Consider the following 24,472-nt stretch of genomic DNA (forward strand, 5'->3'; position numbering starts at 1 on the left):
GAATTAAGCCATGACAATCGTCCTTAACCTTTGACAGCACCCACGGTAAGCCCTTTAATAAAATACTTCTGGAAGAAGGAATATACAAACACGATAGGTCCAATACCAATAACAGCCATCGCCATTCTTACCGTTTCTGTCGGAATATTGATCTCTACACCTTGTGCAGCTAAGGCAGCCATCGCCTGAGGACTTGCAGTCAGGAACTGAACATTCAGCATCGTCTTATACATTAGGTATTGTAAATTGACATGACCTTCGGGTGAGATAAAGATCAAACTAAGGTACCAATCATTCCAATAGGCCAGGGTCTGAAACAAACCTACTGTAGCTAATACTGGCATAGATAAAGGCAAAATAATTTGAACGAAGATCCGGAATTCTGGCGCCCCATCGATCTTAGCAGATTCGATTAAAGCTGGCGGTATGGTATTGGCAAAAAAGGTTCGTAAGATGATAACAAAGAAAGCAGAAACCAGCAGCGGCATAATTAGAATCCATAACGTATCCTTCATATGCATCATTCGCGTGTAGACCAGATACCAAGGCACAAGGCCACCATTAAACAACATTGTAAAAAACATAAAAAATGAGAAGAAATTACGATGTGGAAAATCTCCACGTGAGATAGGGTAAGCGTACATAGCCATAATGATAAGACTCAGAATCGTGCCCACCACAGTCACAAATAACGAAACGGAAGCTGCATCGATAATTTGCCAATAATCTTTTAACAGAAATTCATAAGAAGAAATATCCCACTTGTTAGGAAAAAAGCTGTACCCGTTCTGAATAACGGAATTCTCGTCCGAAAACGATACAATAACTACGAGGATCAGCGGCACCACACAAATCGCTGTGTATATCCAAAAGAATATATTAATTAGCAAATTAGATATATTAGATATTTCATTGGGTTGTCTTTGCCGTTTTGTGCGCTTTCCTGTACGCCGTGACGACCCTATTGCTGTTTCTGTCTGGCTCAACACTCCCACCTCCCTTTAAAATAAAGCATCATCTTTACTGATTCGTCGCACTGCTAGATTCGCCAAGAAAATCAATAGAAATCCTACAACAGATTGAACGAGACCCGCGGCTGAAGACATTCCTATATCACCGATTGCAAGGAAGGTCTGATATACATAAGTGTCGATAACCTGCGTCGTCGAGTATAACGCTCCTGCATTTCTCGTAACCTGAAAGAATAATCCGAAGTCTGCGTTAAAAATCCTACCTATCTGCAGCAGCGTCATTACTATAATAACTGGACTGATCAGGGGCAGCGTGATTTTTCGAATCTGCTTCCATTTAGAAGCTCCATCAATAAGTGCCGCCTCATAATATTCATTATCTATTCCAATGATAGCGGCCATATAAATAACCGTTGTATACCCAATCTCTTTCCATATCTTCACAATTACAAGAATCCCAGGCCAATATTTAGACTGTGAATACCATTCGATAGGATCTACCCCAAAGAACGGGAGTAATGTCTTGTTCATGAACCCGTGCTCTGCACTCAGAAAGCCGTATACTAAGTAACTTACGACGACCCAAGAGAGAAAATAAGGGAGAAACATAGCGCTTTGATGGAATTTCGATAGCCATCTGCTACGCATTTCATTAAACATAATTGCGAAAGCTAGCGAAAAAAATAGCGTCAGTATAATAAACGCCGTATTATACAATAACGTATTCCTCGTAATGATCCAGGCCGTCTCCGTCGAGATTAAATATTTGAAGTTTGCTAACCCGACCCAATCACTACCCAGAATCCCTTTTTGGTAATTGATATCCTTAAATGCAATTACCGTTCCTAACATCGGTATGTAGTTATTGATGATTAGAATCACTATCGCAGGTAACATCATCAAATAGAACACCCAATATTTCTTCATTACTCTAAGAAAATTCGGCGTTCTTCCCCTGCCTGGTTTCTTTACTTCTGACAAGCTGACGGAAGGATTCGTCACACTCATTTTTGGTTCCCCCATTCTCCATCATCCCATTCTTAAGTCCCAAATACTCTTGCTTGCCTAACGTTTTGCGTATCCTCCTTACACTCTAATTAAAACATATGATAATTTATGGGAGTATAGGGAACATATTATATTTCTATAAAAAAAGAGACGATTATCCTCGAAAATCAAGGAAAACCATCTCTTCAGCCTCTAAATAGAGGCAAAAAATTTAATTAATCATAGCTTATGTACCTTAATCGCATTTATCACAGCCAAGGACTGATCGATAATCTTTTCTCTTTATCACAGCCAAAGGCTGGTTGATAATCTTCGTACTTTATCACAGCCAAGGGCTGGTCGATAATCTTTGTACTTCATCACAGCCAAGGGCTGGTCGATAATCTTTTCTCTTCATCACAGCTAAGGCTGGTCGATAATCTTTGCTCTTTATCACAGCCAAGGCTGGTTGATAATCTTTTCTCTTCATCACAGCCAAGGGCTGGTTGATAATACCTGCCTGCCTTAGATTAACTAGGCAATCAGCCCTTGTGTTCCCAGAAAGGCCCACATCCGTAGGTGTGGGACGGCCCCTATACTACTACGAAGAGGGGTGAGGGAGAAGGAACGGAGAGGAAGTTTGGAACTGTAGGAGCGTAGCGTTCGCCTTTATCCTCGGATTTCAACCGCTAATAGCGGTTTCTAATCAAGAAATCTGAGGATAACAGCGACCGGAAGTCCAAACATTCCTTGTAGCGACACTAACCTCGCCACTCAGCAACAAACATTCCTCAGAGCGACGCTAACCTCACCACTCAGCAACAAACATTCCTCAGAGCGACGCCGACCTCACTGCACTTCGGTCCGGCATCGGTCGCGATACTCCTTAGGCGACATCCCCGTCTGCTTCTGAAATACCTTGGTAAAATAACGCCGCTCCTGATAGCCAACTCCGGAGCCAATCATCGTAATACTCTTATCACTGTTAGTTAGCATAAACTTAGCAGCTTCAATTCGTTGTAGGGTCACGTATTCCACGAAAGTCATAGCAAAACGATTCTTAAATAAGAGACAGAAATAACTGCCACTAATCCCGATCTTATTCGCCACTTCCTCAATCCCAATATCAGAATGGAGATGTTCTGTGATGTACTTAGCTGCTTGGTTCATCAGCTGATCCGGTGTTTTTTTGCCAGAATCATCTTCACCTTCAGGGATTTCCTGAAAAATTGGAATGCTATTATACAGTTTATTCTTAAACTGCTTACTACGGATCTTAGCCCCAATTTCCCGTACCTTATTGCCAAGCTCTTCATAATGTATCGGCTTACAAATATACTCTTTAACACCTAGCCGAATCGCTTCCCGTGCATAATCAAACTCCTGATATCCGGTAAGAAGCAGCACCTCGCTATCCAATCCCATCTCCCGCAACTTACCGATAAAAGTTAACCCGTCCATCACTGGCATACGGATGTCACATAACACAAGATCAGGCTGTTTCTCCTCGGCAATACGCAAAGCATCCATCCCGCTTCGCGCCATACCGACAACCTCCATCCCCATCTCCTGCCAAGGCAACACCCTGTTCAGATTATTCAGAATTGGGGCTTCGTCATCAACCAATAATACTTTTAGCATAATGATCTTCCCCCTGCTCGTATTTAGGTATGACACATTGGATAATAGTACCATGACCTGGACTAGAACAGATAAATATTCCGTACCTGTCACCGTATTCAATGCGGATGCGATCTGCTACACTGCGAATACCAAGACCTCTGCGTTCAAGATTCATCCGGTTATCCCGTTCAACCTTAACTTCTTGCTCCACAGGATCATTCACAATATATTGAAAAATAGCTAACTGAGACGGTGTAATACCAATACCATTATCTTCAATACGTAAAATCAAATCCCCCTGCTTCTCCCAAACTTTCACAGAAACATGACCTTTGTAATCAATGCCCTCAAATCCATGTTGAATGCTATTCTCTACAAGCGGTTGTAAAGTGAGTTTAAGGATACCGCAACTCATCAATTCATTCGGAATATCGATCTCGTATTCGAACAAATCTTCAAAGCGGAATTTTTGTATATCCAAATAATTGCGCAAATGTTTAACTTCTTCATCCAGTGTAATCTCTTCCCGATCCTGAATGCTGATTCGCAAAATACTGGCCAGCCTATAGACCATCTCACTAACTTTTTTGCCTTCATTCTGTATAGCGAGAACATTGATTGATTCTAATGTATTGAATAAAAAATGTGGTTTAATCTGTGCCTGCAGAACACGCATCTCAGCTTGATTCTTGCGACGCTGCTCCACATGAATTCTGTTAAACAACCCATTGATTTTATCCATAAGATCATTAAAACCCTTAGCAAGCAGCGTTAGCTCATCATTTCCTTTAACTTCTACCCTAGTGGTCAGATCTCCGTCTTCAACCCGGCGCATAAAACGAACAATGACAGCGATGCCGCCGGTAATCCGGTTCATAAAAAATAAATTGAAGATCACAGCTGCCAATAAGCAAAGGAAAATCACAGCGACGAACCAGCGAGCAAATACTGTAACTTCGTGAGACAGCGTATCCCAAGAAGTCACAGATACCAGACTCCATGGATAGTCCTTCAAGTGATACATGGAAAGAATGCTTTTCTCCCCGTTGTACTCTGTTTTGAAACTCTGAAACCCTTTTTTAAAGGTAATCTCTTTATCCGCGAAAGACTGGAAGTCCTGTCCATCCAGCTTTTGATCTGGGTCAAAAAGAATCATTCCATCATCATTTACAAGCATAAAGGATACATCCTGATTGCTATCCCCAATTTTTAGATTGCGAAATATGGATTCGAACTCCCAATTCTTGATCTGCACAACTAGGATACCTATGTTCTGAAAGAAGCTCAATTCCTTCACTAAGCGAATTTGTGTAAACACAGGTTCAGTACCCGTAAGCTCGGGATACTCGTGAGGAGCCAGCCATTTCGGCACACCATTCAAGTCCATAACTTCCTGGTACAGATCACTTTTTTTGAATGTATCATAGGGTAGCGTTCGGAAATTTTCCTTGTTAAAAAGCGACACGATTTCAGAGTTACCTCTACCGTTAAAATTGTACAAAAACGCATAACTGATCGATGGATGATTAAACAACAGACTACGGAAATTGCGCTGGCTCGCATTCAGATTCAGTTGCTCAGCATCAGTCAAATCCTGATTGGTAGGATCATCTGCACTAAGGGCCATATGAAATACCGAGGTAGCAATTCCGTTGTCTGTAACGTTATCCATATCTTTTAGTACATTAGAAATACTGTAGCTAATCGCTTTAAGTGAGTATTCCGACTGCTGGCTGTACTTTTTCTCAATAGAATTATAAGTCACAAAAAACATAAGCATGCCTAGAATAAATAAAGGAATGATAATCAGGCCCAAAAATGCCGTAAATAATTTATAGCGCAAATTCATCGGCTAGTGCCCCTGACTGAGAATAAAGTTATCCTTTTACGCCGCCCGCTGTTACACCTTCAATAATCTTCTCCTGCAGAATAGCATAAATGATAATTACCGGCAGGACGCTGAAGACGATACCGGCTGACATTTGTGCATAGTTCATTTGGTATTGATCACGGAATTGGACCATACCTACTGGAAGCGTTCGCAGCTCGTCATTCGACAGGAAGTAGTTAGCTAGCAAGAACTCGTTCCAATTTCCCAGGAAATTAACAATGAATACAGTAACCATAGCCGGAACCGTTAGAGGTACAATAATTCTAGCAAAGATACCCGGTGCCTTCAAGCCATCCATGACCGCAGCTTCTTCTATTTCTCTAGGTAAATTTCGCATAAATGCTGCTAAAATAATTATGGTAAATGGAATCGCATTGGCGATATAAGGAATGATCAACGCCCAGTGGGTGTTCAGTATTCCTAACTTACGTACAATCGTATAAATCGGCAGCATTAAAGCATTATTCGGAATGAGCATTCCTACTAAAACCAGTGAGAACAAAATAGTATTCCATTTCCCCTGACGCATCCGCGTAACCGCAAAAGCAAACATAGACGCAAGCAGAATGGACACTACAGAAGCAAGTATCGAAATGTACAAACTGTTGAAAAAGTAAGTACTGATCTTGGCATTTACCCAAGCTTCGACGTAGTTATTGAAGACGAATTCCTTTGGAATGCCAAAAGGATTAAGCGCAATCTCATTATTATCCTTTTTCACAGAAGAGAATAATACGAACAGGAAAGGAAACAGGATCACTAACAAATAGAATAAAAGGGCAATATGTGGCAGACTCTTTTTCAGGGCGCGTGGCATCAGTATTCAATCCTTTCTGTACGACGTGCAATCAGCAGCTGATAAAGGACTGTAACCACCAGTGTAAACGCAAAGATCAGGACAGCGATGGCATTTCCGTATCCATACTTAAAGTTCGTGATCGCATATTTAATCATGTATGTTGCCATTACATCGGTTGAACCTGCAGGTCCCCCCTTAGTCATAACGATGACAATATCCGCCGCTTTCATTGCTCCAGCAATGGATAGCATAATTACAACCGAGATGATCGGTACGATTAGTGGGAGCGTGATACGGGTAGCGCGTTGAAATCCGGTTGCGCCGTCAATGGCTGCAGCTTCATCCAATTCACCAGGAATAGCTAGAATCGCCGCTAGGACCATAACGATATAAAATCCAGTCCACTGCCAAGCATTCGTCAACAAAATAGAAAGCATTGCAAATCTCTCATCTGACAGCCAGTAAATAGGATTAATTCCTACTAGACTAAGGAGCTTATTAAAAAGTCCAATGTTGGGCTCATAGATAAACCCCCAGAGAATACCGATAACTGCTGTAGACATAATGGAAGGCATAAAGACTGCTGTCTTATATAAGCCTTTTAACTTCTTCACATTAGAAATCAATAACGAGAAGAATACGATCAACGGTACCTGGATACATACGGAGAAAAGAATAAACCAACCGTTGTTTTTAACGGATATCCAGAATCGTTCATCTCCTAATGCTTTCTCATAATTACTTAATCCGGCTGATTTAACCGTCTCCGATACACCGTTCCAACTGGTAAAACTGTAATAAATAGAACTGAAAATGGGGTAAATGAAAAACATCGTGAACAATATCAATGCTGGAAGAACGAAAAGGAAAAATACCACTGGATTTCTTAATGCTTTATTCATGACTACCTCCGGTTGCTTTGACATCTGGCGAATAGTGAATGCTTCAGATCAAGTGCAAACACATATTTTCTTTGATTTTAAAAATGTACCCTGGATTTAGCACCAGGGTACATTCAGTTTGCAGCTATTTATTCAACTGCTGCGTTTGCTTCTTCTTGTACCTTTTGCAAAGCTTCGCCCATTTTCTCAGGAGTCGTCTGATCGCCAATCAGTTTTTGAATTTGAATGTTACTGATTTCTGTAGTTACATCAGCTTGAACAAGAGAGTCAAATGCTGGGAACGAAGATTGTGAGTTGTTAAGTACACCTACGATTTCGCTCATCAGATCATCAGTAATATTCTCATTCAATACGTTTTGGTCAATCTTCATTGCTGGCAATACACCATCTTCAACAAGTCCACGCAATTGCATTTCTTCATTAAATAAGTTTTTAATAAAAGATTTCACAGCAGCCAATTGACGTGGATCTTTCTCAGCAGATGCAGAGAAACCATAACCATTGTTCACATCGCGCATCAATGCAGTTTGGTCGCCCGCTCCGCCTTCAACTGCTGGGATATTGAAGAAGCCAACTTTACCGATCAAACCTTCGCCAGATTGGCCAGTTTTAAATACGGAGGATTTCCAAGTACCATCATACAGCAGGATCGCTTCACCACTAGTAAATTGTGTTGTGTATTCAGCATATTCAAAGCCAAGTTCGCCTTTTTTGAAGTAGCCTTTATCAACCCATTCTTTATATTTCGCAAATCCTTTTACTACATTTGGATCAGACCATTTAGCTTCGCCTGTTGCAAATTTAGCAGTTACATCTGGACCTGCATAACGTGACCACAAGTGGTTAGCTAACATAAGTGGTACCCAACCAGCTTTGGATGCACCAGCCAAAGGTACTTTTCCATCAGCCTTGATATCAGCCAATTGTTGTTCCAATTCGGCAAACGTTGTTGGAGCCTTCCAGCCCTTGCTTGTATAGTATTCTTTGTTATAGAAGAAGCCTTCTCCAGAACCACCGATAGGCAATCCATAGATTTTTCCTTCATAAGTGAAAGGATCAAGATTTGAGAATTTATCCTTAATTCCAAGTTCCTCAAGAATTGGAGTCAGGTCAAGTAATTTACCTTCTTTAGCATAGATCTTGGAGTCAGGACTACCGAACAGATCGAAGATTTCCGGCGGATTACCCGCAGCCATTTCACCACGCAATTTTTCTTTACGGTTTACATCTGAATCTACCCCATCGAGTTTAAAGGTCAGACCCGGTACATCCTCTTGTACCTTGTTAACTACTTCTTCGAGAATAGCCAGACGTTTCTGCTTGTCTGCACCGATTTGAGTGTGACGAATCGTCATTTCAAATGGCTCGTTATTTACCGGTTCTTCTGTTGCAGGAGCATTTGTAGCGGCTGAATTAGTCGCGGTAGCGTTTCCATCTCCTTTGTTAGAAGACTCATTGTTGTTGCCTCCGCAACCAGTCAGTAAAGCTGATGATACGAAAATCAGGGACAATAGCAAAGTCATACTTTTTTTCATTTCTTGTGACCCTCCCTATATATTGATGTGCTTTACACTTCTTATTATAGAAAACAGACTTCATTATCGTAAGGTTAAGATTCATCCACTATAGGGATAAAAATCTCTAATGTAAGCGGAATCAACTACATTATAAGTTATATTACATAACACAAAAATGTTAAATCGCTTAATTTATTTGTTTTTCTCATCACAAAACTTTGTTTTCACTCTAGAAACAATTAATAAAACATCCAAATAGTCACATTACCTGACATATTCATTTATTATCCATCCCATTAACCACGTGTAACTATAGCATGTCTTTATTAGGAATAGTATAAAACTACCCCCTCAGAGGAGCTTTATCCCCTCCCTTTTTACTTCCTCATAACAAAAAACCGCACCTTCAGTGATCAACCACTGAGGGTACGGTCTCTCTTAAAAATATATATCTATTATACCAATGCCGTTTGCTTACGACCTTCTTCTACCAAGCGATATGCCCGTTGCACTTCTTCTTCTGTTGGAGAAGGTACTCCATCCAGTTCATAAGCTTTGCCGAGCATTTCCCATTTATAGATACCCATCTGATGATAAGGTAAGATTTCGAATTTCTCGACGCCATTTAAGGTTCCAATATAACGACCTAAGTTAATGAGATCCTCTTCACGATCATGAATACCAGGTACATACACATGTCGGATCCACATCTTACGATTATGGTCTGAGAGCCAGCGTGCAAGCTTCAAAGTTCTATCATTGGATTTACCAGTTAACTTGATATGCGCTTCTTCATCAATATGCTTCAGATCAAGCATAACCAAATCTGTAACGTCCAATAAGTCATTAATCTTGTCACCTTCGTTGTAGCCATTACTATCTAATGTGGTATGCAGATTCCAACGTTTTTTCACTTCCGTGAATAACTGCTTTACAAATTGCGCCTGCAAGGTTGGTTCTCCACCGGATACAGTTAACCCGCCACCGGATGAACGATAGTAGTTTATATATGGCTCGATCTCCGAAAGCACTTCTTCTAGAGTCATTTCTTTACCTTCATCTAAAGCCCAAGTATCAGGGTTATGGCAATACTGACATTTCAGCAAGCAGCCTTGCATAAACAAGACAAATCGAATACCAGGTCCATCAACGGTTCCAAAGGTTTCCAAAGAGTGTATGCGACCTTTAATCATAGGATGTCATCCTTTCGCCACGACAGACTAACAGTCCCTCTTTCAACGATGAAGCTTCCTGTCTTTGAGACTGTCATATCCCTAAATCGCGGCTATAAAATTTAAAATTTTAACAATTCTCAAACAAGATATTACCGCCCTTGAGACAAGGGCGGTATCTTCCTTGCAATTATTTCAATGTAGTACTAATTCAAAGATCTTCATGACAGAAACAAATTACATCGAACCGTGGAATGTACGGTTGATTACATCCATTTGTTGTTCGCGAGTCAGCTTGATGAAGTTAACTGCATAGCCGGATACACGAATAGTCAATTGTGGATAGTTCTCTGGGTGCTCCATAGCGTCCATCAGCTGTTCACGGTTAAATACGTTAACATTCAAATGCTGAGCGTTGTTATGGAAGTATCCATCCATCATGTGTACCAGGTTAGACTTACGGGAATCCTCGTCTTTACCAAGTGCCTTAGGTACGATGGAGAACGTGTTAGAGATACCATCTTGTGCATCAGAGTAAGGCAGTTTAGCTACAGAGTTCAGGGAAGCCAAGGCGCCTTTCTTGTCACGTCCGTGCATTGGGTTAGCACCCGGTGCGAAAGGTTCACCTTTCTTACGTCCGTCAGGTGTAGTACCTGTCTTCTTACCGTACACTACATTCGAAGTAATGGTCAGTACCGATTGAGTTGGCACAGAATCACGATATGTTTTGTTTTTACGGATCATAGTCATGAAGGTTTCAACCAATTCTACTGCGATGCTGTCTACAGCATCGTCATTGTTACCGTAGCAAGGGAATTCGCCTTCGGTTTCGAAGTCGATCGCAATACCTTGTTCGTTACGAATAGGTTTTACTTTGGCGTATTTAATTGCGCTTAGTGAGTCAGCTGCAACGGACAGCCCAGCAATACCACAAGCCATCGTACGCAGAATGTCACGGTCATGCAGCGCCATTTCGATACGTTCGTAAGAATATTTGTCATGCATATAGTGAATGATGTTCAAAGTGTTAACATAAGTTTTAGCCAACCACTCCATCATCGGTTTGAAACGTTTCATTACTTCGTCATAATCCAGATATTCAGAAGTGATCGCTGGGAATTCCGGTCCAACTTGTGCTCCGGATTTTTCGTCTATACCACCATTGATAGCATACAGCAATGCTTTTGCCAGGTTGGCACGAGCGCCGAAGAACTGCATTTGTTTACCGATACGCATTGGAGATACGCAGCAAGCAATCGCATAATCTTCACCCCAGTATGGACGCATTACATCGTCATTTTCATACTGAATTGCACTAGTTTCAATGGAAACCTTAGCACAATATTTTTTGAAGGCTTCAGGCAATTTTTCGGACCACAGTACAGTTAAGTTTGGTTCCGGAGCTGGACCCAAGTTGTACAGGGTGTTCAAGAAACGGAAGCTGTTCTTGGTAACACGAGTTGTTCCGTCTTCAGCCATACCACCGATGGATTCAGTTACCCATGTTGGGTCACCGGAGAACAGATCATTATAGTCAGGTGTACGCAAGAATTTCACGATACGCAGTTTCATTACGAAATGATCGACGATTTCTTGTACTTGTTCTTCAGTCAAAGTACCTTCAGCAATATCGCGTTCTGCATAGATGTCCAAGAAAGAGGACACACGGCCTAGGGACATCGCTGCACCATTTTGCTCTTTAACTGCTGCCAGATACCCGAAGTATACCCATTGAGTAGCTTCTTTGAAGTTGGTCGCTGGTCTGGAAATATCCATACCATGAGCGGCTGCCATTTCTTTCAATTCGCCAAGTGCACGAATTTGCTCGGACAGCTCTTCACGCAAACGAATAATATCTTCAGTCATGGAATCAACTTCAAGCTCAGTTTGTTGTTGTTTTTTGTCTTTAATGAGGAAATCAATACCGTACAGAGCAATGCGGCGGTAGTCGCCGATGATGCGTCCGCGGCCGTAAGCATCAGGAAGACCTGTAATTACGCCGGATTTACGCACAGCTCTCATGTCTGGTGTATATGCATCAAATACGCCTTGGTTATGCGTTTTGCGAATGTTCGTAAACATGTCAACGATGTTTTGTGGAAGCTCGAAGCCGTAAGCCTTCGTAGCATCAACCATCATCTTGATCCCGCCAAATGGCTGGATGGAACGTTTGAAAGGAGCGTCAGTCTGTACGCCTACAATTTGTTCCTTGTCTTTGTCAATGTAGCCTGGAGCATGTGAAGTGATTGTGGAGACAGTATCTAGGGAAACATCCCATACGCCGCCTCTTTCTCTTTCTTCCTTGCTCAATTGGGAAATAATCTTCCATAGTTCAGTTGTGTTACTAGTAGGTCCTACGAGGAATTCTTCGTTTCCTTCATAAGGCTTAATGTTACTTGCGATAAAGTTGTTAACGTCAACTTTTCTGGACCATTTACCTTTTGTAAAACTTCTCCAACCGGATTTCACTTCTTGTACATCTTTTTCAATCACCGACATGCTAAATCCCTCCATCTATATTTATAATATTTGTAGAGATCGCGGGCTTGAAGGTTGATCCCGTGTCTCGTGATCCCAAGAAAGATATGGTTGTTCGAAAATTCACAATCATTGTTCCATGTATGGGACCGTTGTTTATATAAACATTTTAGTTTATTTTCTATAAATAGACTGTGACAAATATCACCTTTCCGGTGATATTTGTCACTTATATCTAGTCCACAACCATCCTATTATCTACTTAACCAAATATTAATTATCAAATCTTCCGTAGAAAGCATTACGGTACACATCTGCAAGTTCAGATACCAGTGGCAGCTTAGGATTGGCAGTTGTACATTGATCTTCAAATGCACGGTCAGCCAAGTAATCTACACGGGATTCAAAATCCTTAGGATCAAAGCCCAGTTGTTGGAAGGATTCTTCGATACCCAGTTTTTTGTTCATATCGCGAATAGCATTGATCAGGCTAGTTACACCTTCTTCAGTTGTGCGAGCTGGCAATCCCAGAATACGGGCGATTTCTGCATAACGCTCGTCAGCTACGAAGTGTGAATATTTAGGGAACGAAGCGAACTTCGTAGGTTTCTTAGCATTGTAACGAATAACGTGTGGCATAAGGATCGCATTAGTACGACCGTGAGCAGTGTGATATTGACCGCCCCATTTATGCGCCAAACTGTGGTTAATACCCAGGAAAGCATTAGCAAAGGCCATACCAGCAAGTGTTGATGCGTTATGCATTTTTTCACGGGCAACTCTGTCGCCTTCAAGCGCCGATTTTTCAAGGTATTGGAATACCAATTGGATTGCTTTAATTGCCAGACCATCAGTGTAGTCACTCGCCATAACAGATACATAAGCTTCGATGGCATGTGTCAATACGTCCATACCTGTATCAGCTACAGCAGTTTTTGGCAAGCTATATACGAACTCTGGATCAATGATAGCTACGTCTGGAGTTAGCTCGTAGTCAGCCAAAGGATATTTAGTGTGTTGTTCAGTTGTTTTATCGGTAATAACTGCGAAAGATGTTACTTCCGAACCCGTACCCGAAGTAGTTGGAATCGCTACAAACTTAGCTTTGTTTCCAAGTTTAGGGAATTTGTAAACCCGTTTACGGATATCCATGAATTTTTGTTTCAGACCGTTAAAGTCTGCGTCTGGATGTTCATAGAATAACCACATTCCTTTTGCAGCATCCATTGGGGAACCACCACCAAGTGCGATGATGCAGTCCGGTTGGAATCTGTTCATCATTGCTGTACCTTTTTCAACTGTAGTTGTCGATGGATCTGGTTCAACTTCCGAGAACACTTCGATCGCTACAGGAGTTTGGCGTTGACGCAGGTAATGTTCAACTCTCTCAACATATCCGAGCTTAACCATCATTGGGTCAGTGATAATTGCGACACGTGTGATATCAGGCATTTTGGTCAGGTACTGAGTAGCGCCTTTTTCGAAATAGATCTTGTCAGGTACTTTAAACCATTGCATATTCACGGTACGACGATTCACCCTTTTCACGTTGATCAAATTAATTGCTGTAACGTTTTGCGACACGGAGTTACGACCATAAGATCCGCAGCCCAGCGTCAACGAAGGGATGTTAGTGTTATAGATATCGCCGATCGCACCATGAGTGGAAGGCGAGTTAACGAGAATACGTCCTGTTTGCAGACGGTTGGAGAACTTCATGATTACTTCTTCGTTGTTGGAGTGGATAGCCGAACTATGGCCCATACCACCAAATTCAACAACTTGTGCTGCGCGTTCGATACCTTGATCTGCGTTTTTAACTTTGTAGCAAGCAAGCACAGGGCTCAATTTTTCAGCGGACAATGGATATTTAGTGCCTACACCTTCAAGTTCTGCTACCAGAATCTTAGTGCCGGCAGGAACTTGAATGCCGCACATTTCAGCAATTTTCACTGCGGATTGTCCAACGATTGCTGGGTTAACCGCACATTTATCAACGTTCATAGCGCCGCTAGTAAGTTTGGCAGCTTCTTCTTTGTTAACAAAGTAGCAGCCATTAGCGATCATTTTCTTTTTCACTTGATCAAAGATTGGTTCTTCGATAATAACAGCTTGCTCGGAAGCACAGATCATACCATTATCAAATGTTTTGGAAAGAATGATGTCCGTTACGGCTTGATCGATATCCGCGCTCTTTTCGATGAATGCAGGTACGTTACCAGGACCTACGCCAAGAGCTGGTTTACCACAGCTATAAGCTGCTTTTACCATTGCAGAACCGCCTGTTGCGAGAATAAGTGCAACGTCAGGGTTGTTCATCAAAGCGTTTGTTTTGTCCATCGTTGGCATTTCAATCCATTGGATACAATTCTCAGGTGCGCCAGCTTTTACAGCCGCATCATGAAGAATTCTAGCAGCTGCTGCACTACACTCTTGCGCAGATGGGTGGAAACCGAATATAATAGGGTTCCGTGTCTTAATCGAAATCAACGCTTTAAACATCGTGGTGGATGTAGGGTTGGTTACCGGTGTGATACCCATTACAATTCCGACGGGCTCAGCAATTTTTTGGAAGCTTTCATAAGCATTGTCTTCAATAACGCCTACTGTTTTATCGTATTTAATTCCGTGCCAGATATATTCTGTCGAGAAGATGTTTTTAGTAATTTTGTCTTCGTAAACCCCGCGGCCAGTTTCTTCTACAGCCAATTTAGCGAGGTACATATGTTTGTCGAGTCCAGCCAACGCCATTGCATGAACGATTGTGTCAACTTGCTCTTGATCCAGCGCCATGAATGCCTCATGTGCTTTTTTCGCTTTATCCACTAAAGTCTGAATATACTCTTCAGCGGTAGTTTGTTTAACTTGGGCGGCGACTTCGTTCTTAACTGCCATCTCCCTCGTCCTCCTGTCAATTTTTAGGTTGTTTTTCTCTACACATTTATCTTATCACATCATTTCCACCTTGTATAGTGAAATCTTTCACAAAGTATAAAGTTTTTTTGATTTGTTTTCAAAGCGCTTTCATTCGATCATATTATAGCTTTTTTTCCATTATTTATGCTTTATTATTCCTTAAATTTAAAGTTTGCGTTTAAAAAGACAAGAACTGATACCCATTTTCTGCCTTTCTGCTCGCAAAAATATTTTAAAAAAGCAAATCTAATTTTGTTGACACTCTATTTTTCCATTGGCCTCTAAAAAATAGTCGGATGCCCCCCGTCGTGTTGATTTATAAAAATATCAATAATATAAACATAAAAAAACCGACTCCTATGGAGCCGGTTCTGTTCTTCCTAGCTATTCTACTTTAATTGTGTCGAAGAATTTCTCTTGCACTGTTTTGGCAGCAGCTTCAAGCTGTGTCTTGGAATCTGTTCCTTTTTTGGAGAACAGCTCTTGAATTACATTGGACATGGTTGCGTAGTAGTCCTGTGTATTGTATTGCGCTTCCGGTTTACCGTCCAGCAAACCTAAAATATCAGGGCTGTATTGATATACATTTGTATATTTATCATACACAGCTTTCGTTTTCTTGCCGAAGTCAGAATCTGCAGAATAGTAATCTAAGAGCGGCGGAATAAAGTATTTACCATCCGTTGTACGTTGTTGCAGAACCGCATCCAGTGCTTCTAGACCTTTATCGGAGAAGTAATCAAATGTAATATAACGGAATGCCATTTCTTGCTCGTCTGGTGTTGCATTTGGATTGATTACAAGGTAGTCACCACCAAGTACCCCGGTGTGTTTTCCGCCTTTTTCCATTGCAGGCATTGGATACGTAAGTACATCTTCTGGTTTCAGACCGCCCTGATTCAACGCTTGCTCAATAACACCGTCAGATCCAGCCATTACCATTGCTGTACGACTTTGTTGGAATGCGCCTACAGCATCACCCCAGCCCAGTGCCCAGTCCTGAGGAATCGCGTTTGCTTCCCATCTAAGTTTCTTGTAGAAATCCAGCGCTTTAATCCCAGCCTCAGAATTAAAAGTAGCTACAACCTTACCGCCTTCAATCTTCTGAATTTCACCGCCAGCTTCGAACAGGAAGTTGGTCCAGTTCCAGCCTGCTTCATTCCCTTTACCCATTGGAGCAATACCGGAAATACCTTTTTTGGTATCAGCTACGCCTTTGGCGGTATTCAGCATATCATCCCAAGTCCAATCCATAGGTGGAACAGCAACGCCTTTTTCGTCCAGCATTTTTTTGTTGATCATTGTGGTTGTTACATAACCCTTTTGAGTTACGCCGAAGACTTTACCGTCAATGATAAATTGATTTTGGAGAACCGGGTTAATTTGATCCTTAAATTCGTATTTATTCCACAGATCCGTAATGTCAGCTACCCAGCCTTTTTCAACTAGGAATTTTGCTTCTGTAGCGTAGGTGTTAAAGAAGGTTGGAGCTTCATTCGCTGCCATTTTGATGCCGATTTCACTTACATTGTACTGCCAATCGTCTTTGACGATTTCAACATTCGGATATTCCTCTTGGAAACGTTTGATCTTGTCATCTTCCTGTGCTCTAACTTCGGTTAGGTCAGGGGTTGGATAGTGAATTTTGATGGTCACTTTTCTTTGTGTGATATCATCAGTTGGCGCTGCTGTAGCACTGCCAGCATTATCTGTTGCAGCATTCGTTGGCGCAGTAGTCGCTTCCCCTTCCTTGTTTCCTGTCGTGTTTCCGTTATTGTTATTACCGCCGCAAGCGGTTAACAACGATCCGGCCACAAGGAGGCTTAGTAGCACGCTAGAGTACTTACGCATTGAAACTCCCCTTTTCAATTCATAGTTATCTTACATATCGATCATAAAAGAGAAATCGTTTACAAACGAGGTGCATTTATATTCCTTTCATGTGCATGTTTACGATCCGTGACTAAATCCGTCGATCCGCGCTTATCCCTTAACTGCTGATAATGCGACGCCACGCATAATGAACTTTTGGAAGATCAGGAAGACAAGGATCGGCGGCAACGATACGATAAATAGGATGGCGAATTTAATATTCGTATTAAGTGCCTTTACATTAATAACGTATTTATAGATTGCTGTCGCGAGCGTATATTTCTCTTCACTGTGCATAACCAGAGATGGCCAGAACCAGTCATTCCATGCGGTAGAAAAGATAAAGATCGCCAGCGTAGCAAAAATCGGAACCGACAATGGCACTGCAATGGAGAAAAAGCTTCTCGGCTCAGAGGAACCGTCAATCCGCGCTGCTTCAAAAATTTCAGGGTGTATCCCATCAAAAAAGTTCTTTAAGAGTAGAAAATAGAATGTATTCGCACCAGCAGGCAGCCAAAAAGCAGCGTACTGATTCAGTAATCCAAGCTCTTTTAGATTGACAAAGTTGGGAATCATATAGCTGGTCGCCGGAATAAACAATGTCATCAGGAAAAAGAAATAAATTGCCTTTCTGTAAGGGACATTCATACGAGAAATGCTGAAAGCAGACATTCCCAATACTACTAGTGTCACGACCATATTCCCCACAAAAATATAAATGGTGTTTTTAAGGAACATCAGCAGATCAATGTAATTCATCGCTTCCTTAAGGTTGCTGAAGTGCCATTCCTGCGGGAAAAAATGCGGTGGGAATGAGTTCACCTCTTGATTCGATTTCAGTCCGTTAAATAACGTCATACAGATCGGATACAGCATGCTAAACACCATAATCAAAATGACCACGCACATCAAGCCATAAACGATCTTATTGCTTGTTTTTTTCAAATCATGTTCTGAGAGAATCCCTCTGTCTGCGCTCTTCATCTTAGTTGTCCTCCTTGTTAAGCTTGAACTGTAAAATGCCCAAACCACCTAGGACAATGAACATTAGCATGCCAAGCGCAGTCGCCGTTCCATAATCGAGTCGCGTAAAAGCATATTTTACGATCAGCAGCGCATAGGTAAGCGTAGTATTATTCGGTCCACCATCAAGCAGCGCCATTTGTGACTGATACCCTTGTGAAGTCCCGATAATCTGTAATATCAACATCAAAATGATCAAATTACGTAGCGAAGGCAATGTGATGTACTTTATACGTGCCCACACACCAGCCCCATCAATCTCAGCTGCTTCATACCAATCCCGCGGAATGCTGAGTACAGCAGCCAAGTATATTAACATCCCTGATCCAAACTGCTGCCACGTCTCCATAAAAACAAGAGAAATCATCGACCACCTTGTATCTGTCAGGAAGGCAACCTGGTCCACACCAAGCGTGCTTAATACCGCATTGATTGGGCCCACCGGATCATAAAGCCATCTCCAGAGTCCATATAGAACCACACCAGGCATAACGAAAGGAAGGTAAGCCGCTACCCGTACAAAGCCCCCAAACCTTCTCAGCTCCGAGATCATAATGGCAAAAGCGATCGGAACCCAGAACCCGATAATAAGACATAGAAGCATGTAATACCCTGTATTTTTTAACGCGGTCAAAACATCTGGATCACTAAGGGCTCTAGCGTAGTTCTCAAAACCAACAAAGCTATTTCCTTTTACAAAATCAACATGGTAAAAGCTGTACAACAAGCCTTTAAAAATTGGCACCCACAGGAACATTACAAAAATAATCACAGCAGGTACGAGGAACATATATCCCCAAAAGTTTTTCTTCCAGCGGTTTTGCTTGTAAGGTGTACCCTTCAGCGCCGGCGGATTTTCGGATACAACTGCGGTTTGATTCATCAGGCTCCCTCATTCCATTTTTCTTTCAGCATTTTTCGCAAAATGCTTCCTACCTTAAATTGTAGAAAATGAGGGTTGTACTGAACATGTCTAAATCTACCGAAGTAGTATGTGTTTTTACTTCTTCAATTCACTGGGGCTAATCCCATAATATTTTTTGAAAATTTTACTAAAATGCTCCGGTGATTCATAACCTACACGCTCGGCAATTTCGTATCTGCGAAGATCAGTGTTCAAAATCATGTCCCGGCTTTCTTCCATCCGCAGCTTAATTACATATTCCCACAGGTTGTAACCTGTATTTTTCTTAAACAGATAGCTCAAATAATTAGGACTGACATGGTTTTTCTTAGCCACTTCATGGATGGTTAATCCTTTTTGCGCATAGTTCTCGTCAATATACTCTCTTGCTTTCTCTACAATCAGATTGCTGCGTGTATGAAGCTCTTCTACTGAAGGATCGGTTGTGTAGCTGTTCCAATTAAAATCCCCGTAGTAAAACACATAATGGTCATTATGTTCATTATTCCAAAGAATGGCTTTGGAGGCTTGACGGTTCAATACAGCCATAAATGATAGACCCTTGAGAATCTGGCTGATGCCGATGACTGCATTTAAGTGCAGATATTTTTGAATATTAAAATGAAGACTGCGGCCAAGAATATCTAGCCTATTGATTTGACTGGCAGACGAATCTTCATAGCTTTTTTCATCCCATTGAATAATGATCGTTATTTCTTCATCCTCTGCGTAAAAGCCTGTCGAGTTCCACTCCTGATCCATCAGCTCTTTGGCGATATTCAGCGCGGCATAACAAAGAAGCCGTCTGTCCCGCAGGGTGTAGTGCTTCTCCTGATTCATTCCAGCCAGAGGCACCTTAATTTTTAAGACGGAAAAATACGGCCCTTGCAGCTTCAGGTTATCCAGCTTTTGTAAGCGTTCTGCATCACACAGTACACCTTCAGGCTCATTGAGCAGCTCATTTAATAACTTGCTGTATTCCGGAAGCGGCTCTTCCAGCCGAAAGCTTTCGTTAATCCCTGACATGAAAATGTCCAATTCTGGTGATGGTTTGCCCATCTTAAGCAGCACATTTCGCACCGAATCCAGAAATTGCTCACTGTTCAAAGGTTTGATCAAATAATCCTTCGCGCCAAGCCTAACCGCCATTTGCGCATATTGAAATGTCTCGTGTGCAGAAATCACGATGGTCTGTACCCAGGGTTTGGCCAATTTTGCATGCTGCATTAGATCAATCCCGCTCATTGCGCCCATCTGAATATCAGTAACGAGCAGGTCTATTTCCTCCATCCGAATGCAGTCCAGCGCTTCAAAACCACTGTTTGCTGTATAAATATGGTCTATGTTTAACCCCGAAGAAGCTAATAAATTGCTCAGCCCTTTACAAATCAAAGGTTCGTCATCCACAACTAATATATTGAACATATCTGTATGCTCCCCTTCCTTAGTCCTGATTCTCTGATTTCGGAAGCTTAACCGTCACCAATGTACCGCCCTCTTTACGAGGCGTATAGCTGATGCCATAATCAGAGCCAAAGTGTAAATGTATGCGCTGGTTAATGTTGCGAATCCCGTAACCGCTGGCCGGATTTGGACTGTCGTCATTCAGCACAGCTTCAATGGCCTGATAATCAACAGACTTATATCCGTTATCTTCAATAGTGATCTCGACGGTATCGTCCACACAAACTGCGCTAATGATGATTTCCCCATCCTCGCCCATATTTTTGACACCATGAATAATAGCATTCTCAATTAACGGCTGCAGGGTAATTTTAGGAATTAGATTTCTTTTCGTATCTGGGTGAATCTCCATTACAACACGAAATATATAATCATACCGGTGCTGCTGCAGCTTGATATAGGCCGTTGCATGCTCCAGCTCTTCTTCAAGGCTAATCAGCTCCCTTCCCCGACTGAGGCTAATCTTCATAAGCTTGGATAATTCCTTGATCATCTCGGCGGATTCAACGTTGCCTTCCAGCGAGCTTTTCCAGTAAATACTCTCTAAAGTGTTGTAGAGCAAATGCGGATTGATCTGCTGATAGAGCAGTTGAAGCTGTGATTCCTTCTGTTTTAGCTCCATCTGATATTTATAAGTAATTAGTCCATTTAGCCTGCGGGCCATGTCATAGGTAGATCCAATCAGCACACTGACCTCATCGTTACTCCCTCTTTTTGGCGTCTCAGGGACACGATTGCCTGGCTCAAACTTTCGGACGAAAAAGGCTAACTTTTGCAAAGGCGTCATTAATGAACGCCAGAAATAAGTAATCATGATTAATCCAAAAACAGCATAGGCCACAGTTATGTATTGAATCACACTTTTCATTTCGTTTTGTTGCTGCAGCAGTGCTTTTACGGCGATTTTGTAGACTAGCTTCTGTCCTAAGGCGTGGTTATTATTGACCACATAAATAAAATCCGAGGTAATAACATCCACGGTACCTTCCAAATCCTCAGCAATGACCGTTTCCGGCAACGTAATGATCTCACCAGTATTATTCGTAGTAGAAGCGAGTACACGATTATCCAGATCCGTTAAGTAAATATCACCATCAGGCAACGATATGGATTTGAGGGATTCTCCGATTTTCGCGTCCATCTTGGTAATGACTAAGACCCCAATAGTCTCAGCTTTCCTGGAGATGTTATTGACAGCTCTCATATAGGTAAGAGTCTTCAAGTTTTCCGCTTGCGCACTTAGCTTCCCTGTGAATTTTAGAGATCCGCGGCCCTTTTTCTGGACAACCTCCTCGAACCAATATGGCTCTTCCGCTTTGGAAAAGAAATATACCCCCGCCTTCTTAACCTGTGGGAAATTGGGTGCAAAAAAATAATAATCCTCGGGATCGTATATATAAAGGGAATAATAGATGCCGTCCCCACGCTCAGCTCCCTGCGAGTAACTGACCAACAGCTTCTCTATCGTCTCATAGCGTTTAACCCGCTCCAGGATGGTATCCGAACCCGTCATATTAATCTGCTGAATCAGAGGGTTTTGAATTACAGTGGTAGTAATTTTATTTACGGTATCGATATCTCGGTTAATGATGGTGAAGTTTTGCTTGTTCAGCTCTACATAAGCATTCGTCACATGGCGCTTCAGAATTTGCTCAGCCTTCATATTCCCGTAAATGTTCAAAAACAGAATGGGCGAGATCATAATCAGAAACAGCAGGATAAGCTGCTGTTTGACGTTCAGCTTCAGAATCGGCCGAATCAGCCTAGACAACATCGAGATGCACCTCCGGGTTCAATAACTATATCAAAGTGATAAACGCTTACATATGTTTATTTTAAAGTTTTTTATGTTCATTTGTATGTAGTTTTTTCTGTTGGACGGATAAAAAGAGCACGATGATATGTTCGCCACTACGTGGAGCGTTTGGGCTTACGATCGCTGTTATCCTCAGATTTCCTGATTTTCTACCGCTGAGCGGTAGAAATCCGAGGATAAAGGCGACCACTGGCGTTTCTCCAGCTCCAAACCTCCACTTCGCAACTCCATCAACGAACTCTTAAAAACCGCAAACAGAAAAAGGGGCGGACGGCGTACAGACCACTGCGTGGGGCTAGGAGGAATGAACTCTATATGGAAGAAGTGCGATGTATGTTCTTGAACACTTGAACACTCAAGTACTTCAATACTTGAATGTGCTTTGCTGTTGGGCGTCTGGATTACTTGATGTGCTATTTAGCTGCTTGTTATGCGTTAGGATTACCGGATGTGCGGCTTTGCTGCTTGTTGTGCGTTTTACATTCCCACACACCCCTTCACGATGAGCGATCGGACTCAGATGCAGCTATTTGGTCAAATTTCAGCTTTTACGGGGAGTTTCGGACTCCAGAGGCGTTATTCGTTCCAAACATGCGCGATATGAGGGCTTTTCGAGCCAATAGCGACTATGGAGTCCGATAGGTTCGCAAATGAGCCGGATTATTACTTATAGAGACTATGAGGTCCGATAAACTGTTGAGCTTTTTGACTAACCTTCTGAATTATTTACTGTGCAACTTGCTGCTTGTTGTGCGTTAGGATTACCGGATGTGCGGCTTTGCTGCTTGTTGAGCGTTGGATTACTTAATGTGCGACTTACTACTTATTCGGCGTTTTACATTCCCACACACCCCTTCACGATGAGCGATCGGACTCAGATGCAGCTATTTGGTCAAATTTCAGCTTTTACGGGGAGTTTCGGACTCCAGAGGCGTTATTCGTTCCAAACATGCGCGATATGAGGGCTTTTCGAGCCAATAGCGACTATGGAGTCCGATAGGTTCGCAAATGAGCCGTATTTTGGCTAATAGCGACTATGGGGTCCGATAAACTGTTGAGCTTTTTGACTAACCTTCTGACTAACTATCTGAATTACTTAATGTGCAACTTGCTGCTTGTTGTGCGTTTGGATTACTTAATGTGCGGCTCAGCTGCTTGTTGTGCGTTTTGCATTCCCATACGCCCTCTTCACGATGAGCTATAGGACTCAGATGCTGCTATTTGGCTGATTTTTGGCTTTTACGAGGAGTTTCGGACTCCAGAGGCGTTATTCGTTCCAAACATACGCGATATGTGGGCTTTTCGAGCCAATAGAGACTATGGAGTCCGATAGGTTCGCAAATGAGCCGAATTTTGGCTAATAGCGACTATGAGGTCCGATAGACAGTCTGAGCTAGCTAAATACAGAGACTTTGCACAAAAAAAGACCGCCCCCAAAGTCATCCGCTACTTTGGAGTCGGTCCCTTGTTCATTTAGAAATTTAGTCTGTCAGCAGCTCATACAATCCTTTTACGACCAGATCAGCTTCTTTCAGCACCTCAGGTTTGCCGATACCTACAACCTTCATTCCAGCAGCTTTACCTGCTTGAACGCCTGCCTCAGCATCTTCAAACACAACACATCCATCCGGCTGCAAGCCTATCTCTTGAGCCGCGATCAGGAATACCTCTGGGTCAGGTTTGGCTAGTGACACTTTGTTGCCGTCAACAACTGCATCGAATAAGTCTGTAATGTTCAGCTTATTCAAAATAAACTCAGCGTTCTTACTGGCTGAACCTAACGCAATCCCAATCCCACGTGATCTCAATCCTGTTAGGTATTCTTTCACTCCAGGCAGCAGCTCCGATTCCTCGAGTCGAGAAATGTATTCTACGTACAGGCGGTTTTTCTTCTCCGCCATTGCCTGCTTCTCTGCTTCCTTAAATTCCAGGCCACCCACTTCCAGCAGGATATCAAGCGATCTCATCCGGCTCACACCTTTAAGCCGTTCATTATCCTCCTCCGTGAATTTAAAGCCAAGCTCATCTGCAAGACTCGCCCACGCCAAATAATGATATTTGGCTGTATCTACGATCACGCCGTCCAGATCAAAGATGGCGCCTTTCATATTTTCCAACATTGATTTGCTTCCTCTCC

At 42.2% G+C, this 24,472-nt stretch carries 17 protein-coding genes; all 17 read right to left on the bottom strand.

The window, feature by feature from the left end:
* Nucleotides 1-23 precede the first annotated feature (23 nt).
* Nucleotides 24-986, bottom strand: coding sequence for a carbohydrate ABC transporter permease (locus MKX34_RS22790; protein ID WP_235219483.1), 963 nt, complete (start codon nucleotides 984-986; stop codon nucleotides 24-26).
* 15 nt (nucleotides 987-1,001) lie between these two features.
* Nucleotides 1,002-1,979, bottom strand: a complete 978-nt coding sequence (locus MKX34_RS22795; RefSeq protein WP_235219484.1) for an ABC transporter permease subunit — start codon at nucleotides 1,977-1,979, stop codon at nucleotides 1,002-1,004.
* A 322-nt stretch (nucleotides 1,980-2,301) separates the two neighbouring features.
* On the bottom strand, nucleotides 2,302-2,448 hold the full coding sequence (locus MKX34_RS22800) for a hypothetical protein (RefSeq protein WP_178420210.1): 147 nt from the start codon (nucleotides 2,446-2,448) through the stop codon (nucleotides 2,302-2,304).
* Between the two features lie 359 nt (nucleotides 2,449-2,807).
* A complete protein-coding gene (locus MKX34_RS22805) occupies nucleotides 2,808-3,599 on the bottom strand; it encodes a response regulator (protein WP_036682908.1) in 792 nt (263 codons plus the stop codon).
* Nucleotides 3,577-5,430, bottom strand: coding sequence for a sensor histidine kinase (locus MKX34_RS22810; RefSeq protein ID WP_076104373.1), 1,854 nt, complete (start codon nucleotides 5,428-5,430; stop codon nucleotides 3,577-3,579). Before MKX34_RS22810 ends, MKX34_RS22805 begins: the two co-directional genes overlap by 23 nt.
* 28 nt (nucleotides 5,431-5,458) lie before the next feature.
* Nucleotides 5,459-6,289, bottom strand: coding sequence for a carbohydrate ABC transporter permease (locus MKX34_RS22815; protein WP_036682912.1), 831 nt, complete (start codon nucleotides 6,287-6,289; stop codon nucleotides 5,459-5,461).
* Complete coding sequence (locus tag MKX34_RS22820; protein WP_036682917.1) at nucleotides 6,289-7,173, bottom strand: sugar ABC transporter permease; 885 nt, start codon at nucleotides 7,171-7,173, stop codon at nucleotides 6,289-6,291. The genes MKX34_RS22815 and MKX34_RS22820 overlap by 1 nt, the downstream gene beginning before the upstream one ends.
* A 128-nt stretch (nucleotides 7,174-7,301) precedes the next feature.
* Nucleotides 7,302-8,708 carry an extracellular solute-binding protein gene (locus MKX34_RS22825; protein WP_036682919.1) on the bottom strand — a complete coding sequence of 469 codons (1,407 nt, stop codon included), beginning with the start codon at nucleotides 8,706-8,708 and terminating at the stop codon, nucleotides 7,302-7,304.
* 437 nt (nucleotides 8,709-9,145) lie between these two features.
* Entirely contained in the window at nucleotides 9,146-9,883 is a 738-nt protein-coding gene (gene pflA, locus MKX34_RS22830) for a pyruvate formate-lyase-activating protein (RefSeq protein WP_036682920.1), read from the bottom strand.
* 216 nt (nucleotides 9,884-10,099) lie between these two features.
* Complete coding sequence (gene pflB / locus MKX34_RS22835; protein WP_036682923.1) at nucleotides 10,100-12,361, bottom strand: formate C-acetyltransferase; 2,262 nt, start codon at nucleotides 12,359-12,361, stop codon at nucleotides 10,100-10,102.
* A gap of 252 nt (nucleotides 12,362-12,613) precedes the next feature.
* Nucleotides 12,614-15,235, bottom strand: coding sequence for a bifunctional acetaldehyde-CoA/alcohol dehydrogenase (gene adhE / locus MKX34_RS22840; protein ID WP_038572553.1), 2,622 nt, complete (start codon nucleotides 15,233-15,235; stop codon nucleotides 12,614-12,616).
* A gap of 405 nt (nucleotides 15,236-15,640) precedes the next feature.
* A complete protein-coding gene (locus tag MKX34_RS22845) occupies nucleotides 15,641-17,107 on the bottom strand; it encodes an extracellular solute-binding protein (RefSeq protein WP_036682927.1) in 1,467 nt (488 codons plus the stop codon).
* A 132-nt stretch (nucleotides 17,108-17,239) separates the two neighbouring features.
* Nucleotides 17,240-18,112 carry a carbohydrate ABC transporter permease gene (locus MKX34_RS22850; RefSeq protein ID WP_036682930.1) on the bottom strand — a complete coding sequence of 291 codons (873 nt, stop codon included), beginning with the start codon at nucleotides 18,110-18,112 and terminating at the stop codon, nucleotides 17,240-17,242.
* Between the two features lies 1 nt (nucleotide 18,113).
* Nucleotides 18,114-19,034 carry a sugar ABC transporter permease gene (locus MKX34_RS22855; protein ID WP_038572554.1) on the bottom strand — a complete coding sequence of 307 codons (921 nt, stop codon included), beginning with the start codon at nucleotides 19,032-19,034 and terminating at the stop codon, nucleotides 18,114-18,116.
* A gap of 117 nt (nucleotides 19,035-19,151) precedes the next feature.
* Nucleotides 19,152-20,480 carry a response regulator gene (locus MKX34_RS22860; RefSeq protein WP_076141627.1) on the bottom strand — a complete coding sequence of 443 codons (1,329 nt, stop codon included), beginning with the start codon at nucleotides 20,478-20,480 and terminating at the stop codon, nucleotides 19,152-19,154.
* A gap of 19 nt (nucleotides 20,481-20,499) precedes the next feature.
* Nucleotides 20,500-22,293 carry a histidine kinase gene (locus MKX34_RS22865; RefSeq protein ID WP_036682936.1) on the bottom strand — a complete coding sequence of 598 codons (1,794 nt, stop codon included), beginning with the start codon at nucleotides 22,291-22,293 and terminating at the stop codon, nucleotides 20,500-20,502.
* A gap of 1,523 nt (nucleotides 22,294-23,816) precedes the next feature.
* On the bottom strand, nucleotides 23,817-24,455 hold the full coding sequence (pgmB, locus tag MKX34_RS22870) for a beta-phosphoglucomutase (RefSeq protein ID WP_076273019.1): 639 nt from the start codon (nucleotides 24,453-24,455) through the stop codon (nucleotides 23,817-23,819).
* Between the last annotated feature and the right edge of the window lie 17 nt (nucleotides 24,456-24,472).

Source organism: Paenibacillus sp. FSL R5-0636 (genome assembly GCF_037974255.1).
Classification (GTDB): domain Bacteria; phylum Bacillota; class Bacilli; order Paenibacillales; family Paenibacillaceae; genus Paenibacillus_AQ; species Paenibacillus_AQ odorifer.

Excerpts from the sequence above, each read along its gene's own strand:
- MKX34_RS22795 (WP_235219484.1), bottom strand. The coding sequence starts at position 1,979 with ATGAGTGTGACGAATCCTTCCGTCAGCTTGTCAGAAGTAAAGAAACCA.
- MKX34_RS22800 (WP_178420210.1), bottom strand. The coding sequence starts at position 2,448 with ATGAAGAGAAAAGATTATCAACCAGCCTTGGCTGTGATAAAGAGCAAA.
- MKX34_RS22805 (WP_036682908.1), bottom strand. The coding sequence starts at position 3,599 with ATGCTAAAAGTATTATTGGTTGATGACGAAGCCCCAATTCTGAATAAT.
- MKX34_RS22810 (WP_076104373.1), bottom strand. The coding sequence starts at position 5,430 with ATGAATTTGCGCTATAAATTATTTACGGCATTTTTGGGCCTGATTATC.
- MKX34_RS22815 (WP_036682912.1), bottom strand. The coding sequence starts at position 6,289 with ATGCCACGCGCCCTGAAAAAGAGTCTGCCACATATTGCCCTTTTATTC.
- MKX34_RS22820 (WP_036682917.1), bottom strand. The coding sequence starts at position 7,173 with ATGAATAAAGCATTAAGAAATCCAGTGGTATTTTTCCTTTTCGTTCTT.
- MKX34_RS22825 (WP_036682919.1), bottom strand. The coding sequence starts at position 8,708 with ATGAAAAAAAGTATGACTTTGCTATTGTCCCTGATTTTCGTATCATCA.
- pflA (WP_036682920.1), bottom strand. The coding sequence starts at position 9,883 with ATGATTAAAGGTCGCATACACTCTTTGGAAACCTTTGGAACCGTTGAT.
- pflB (WP_036682923.1), bottom strand. The coding sequence starts at position 12,361 with ATGTCGGTGATTGAAAAAGATGTACAAGAAGTGAAATCCGGTTGGAGA.
- adhE (WP_038572553.1), bottom strand. The coding sequence starts at position 15,235 with ATGGCAGTTAAGAACGAAGTCGCCGCCCAAGTTAAACAAACTACCGCT.
- MKX34_RS22845 (WP_036682927.1), bottom strand. The coding sequence starts at position 17,107 with ATGCGTAAGTACTCTAGCGTGCTACTAAGCCTCCTTGTGGCCGGATCG.
- MKX34_RS22850 (WP_036682930.1), bottom strand. The coding sequence starts at position 18,112 with ATGAAGAGCGCAGACAGAGGGATTCTCTCAGAACATGATTTGAAAAAA.
- MKX34_RS22855 (WP_038572554.1), bottom strand. The coding sequence starts at position 19,034 with ATGAATCAAACCGCAGTTGTATCCGAAAATCCGCCGGCGCTGAAGGGT.
- MKX34_RS22860 (WP_076141627.1), bottom strand. The coding sequence starts at position 20,480 with ATGTTCAATATATTAGTTGTGGATGACGAACCTTTGATTTGTAAAGGG.
- MKX34_RS22865 (WP_036682936.1), bottom strand. The coding sequence starts at position 22,293 with ATGTTGTCTAGGCTGATTCGGCCGATTCTGAAGCTGAACGTCAAACAG.
- pgmB (WP_076273019.1), bottom strand. The coding sequence starts at position 24,455 with ATGTTGGAAAATATGAAAGGCGCCATCTTTGATCTGGACGGCGTGATC.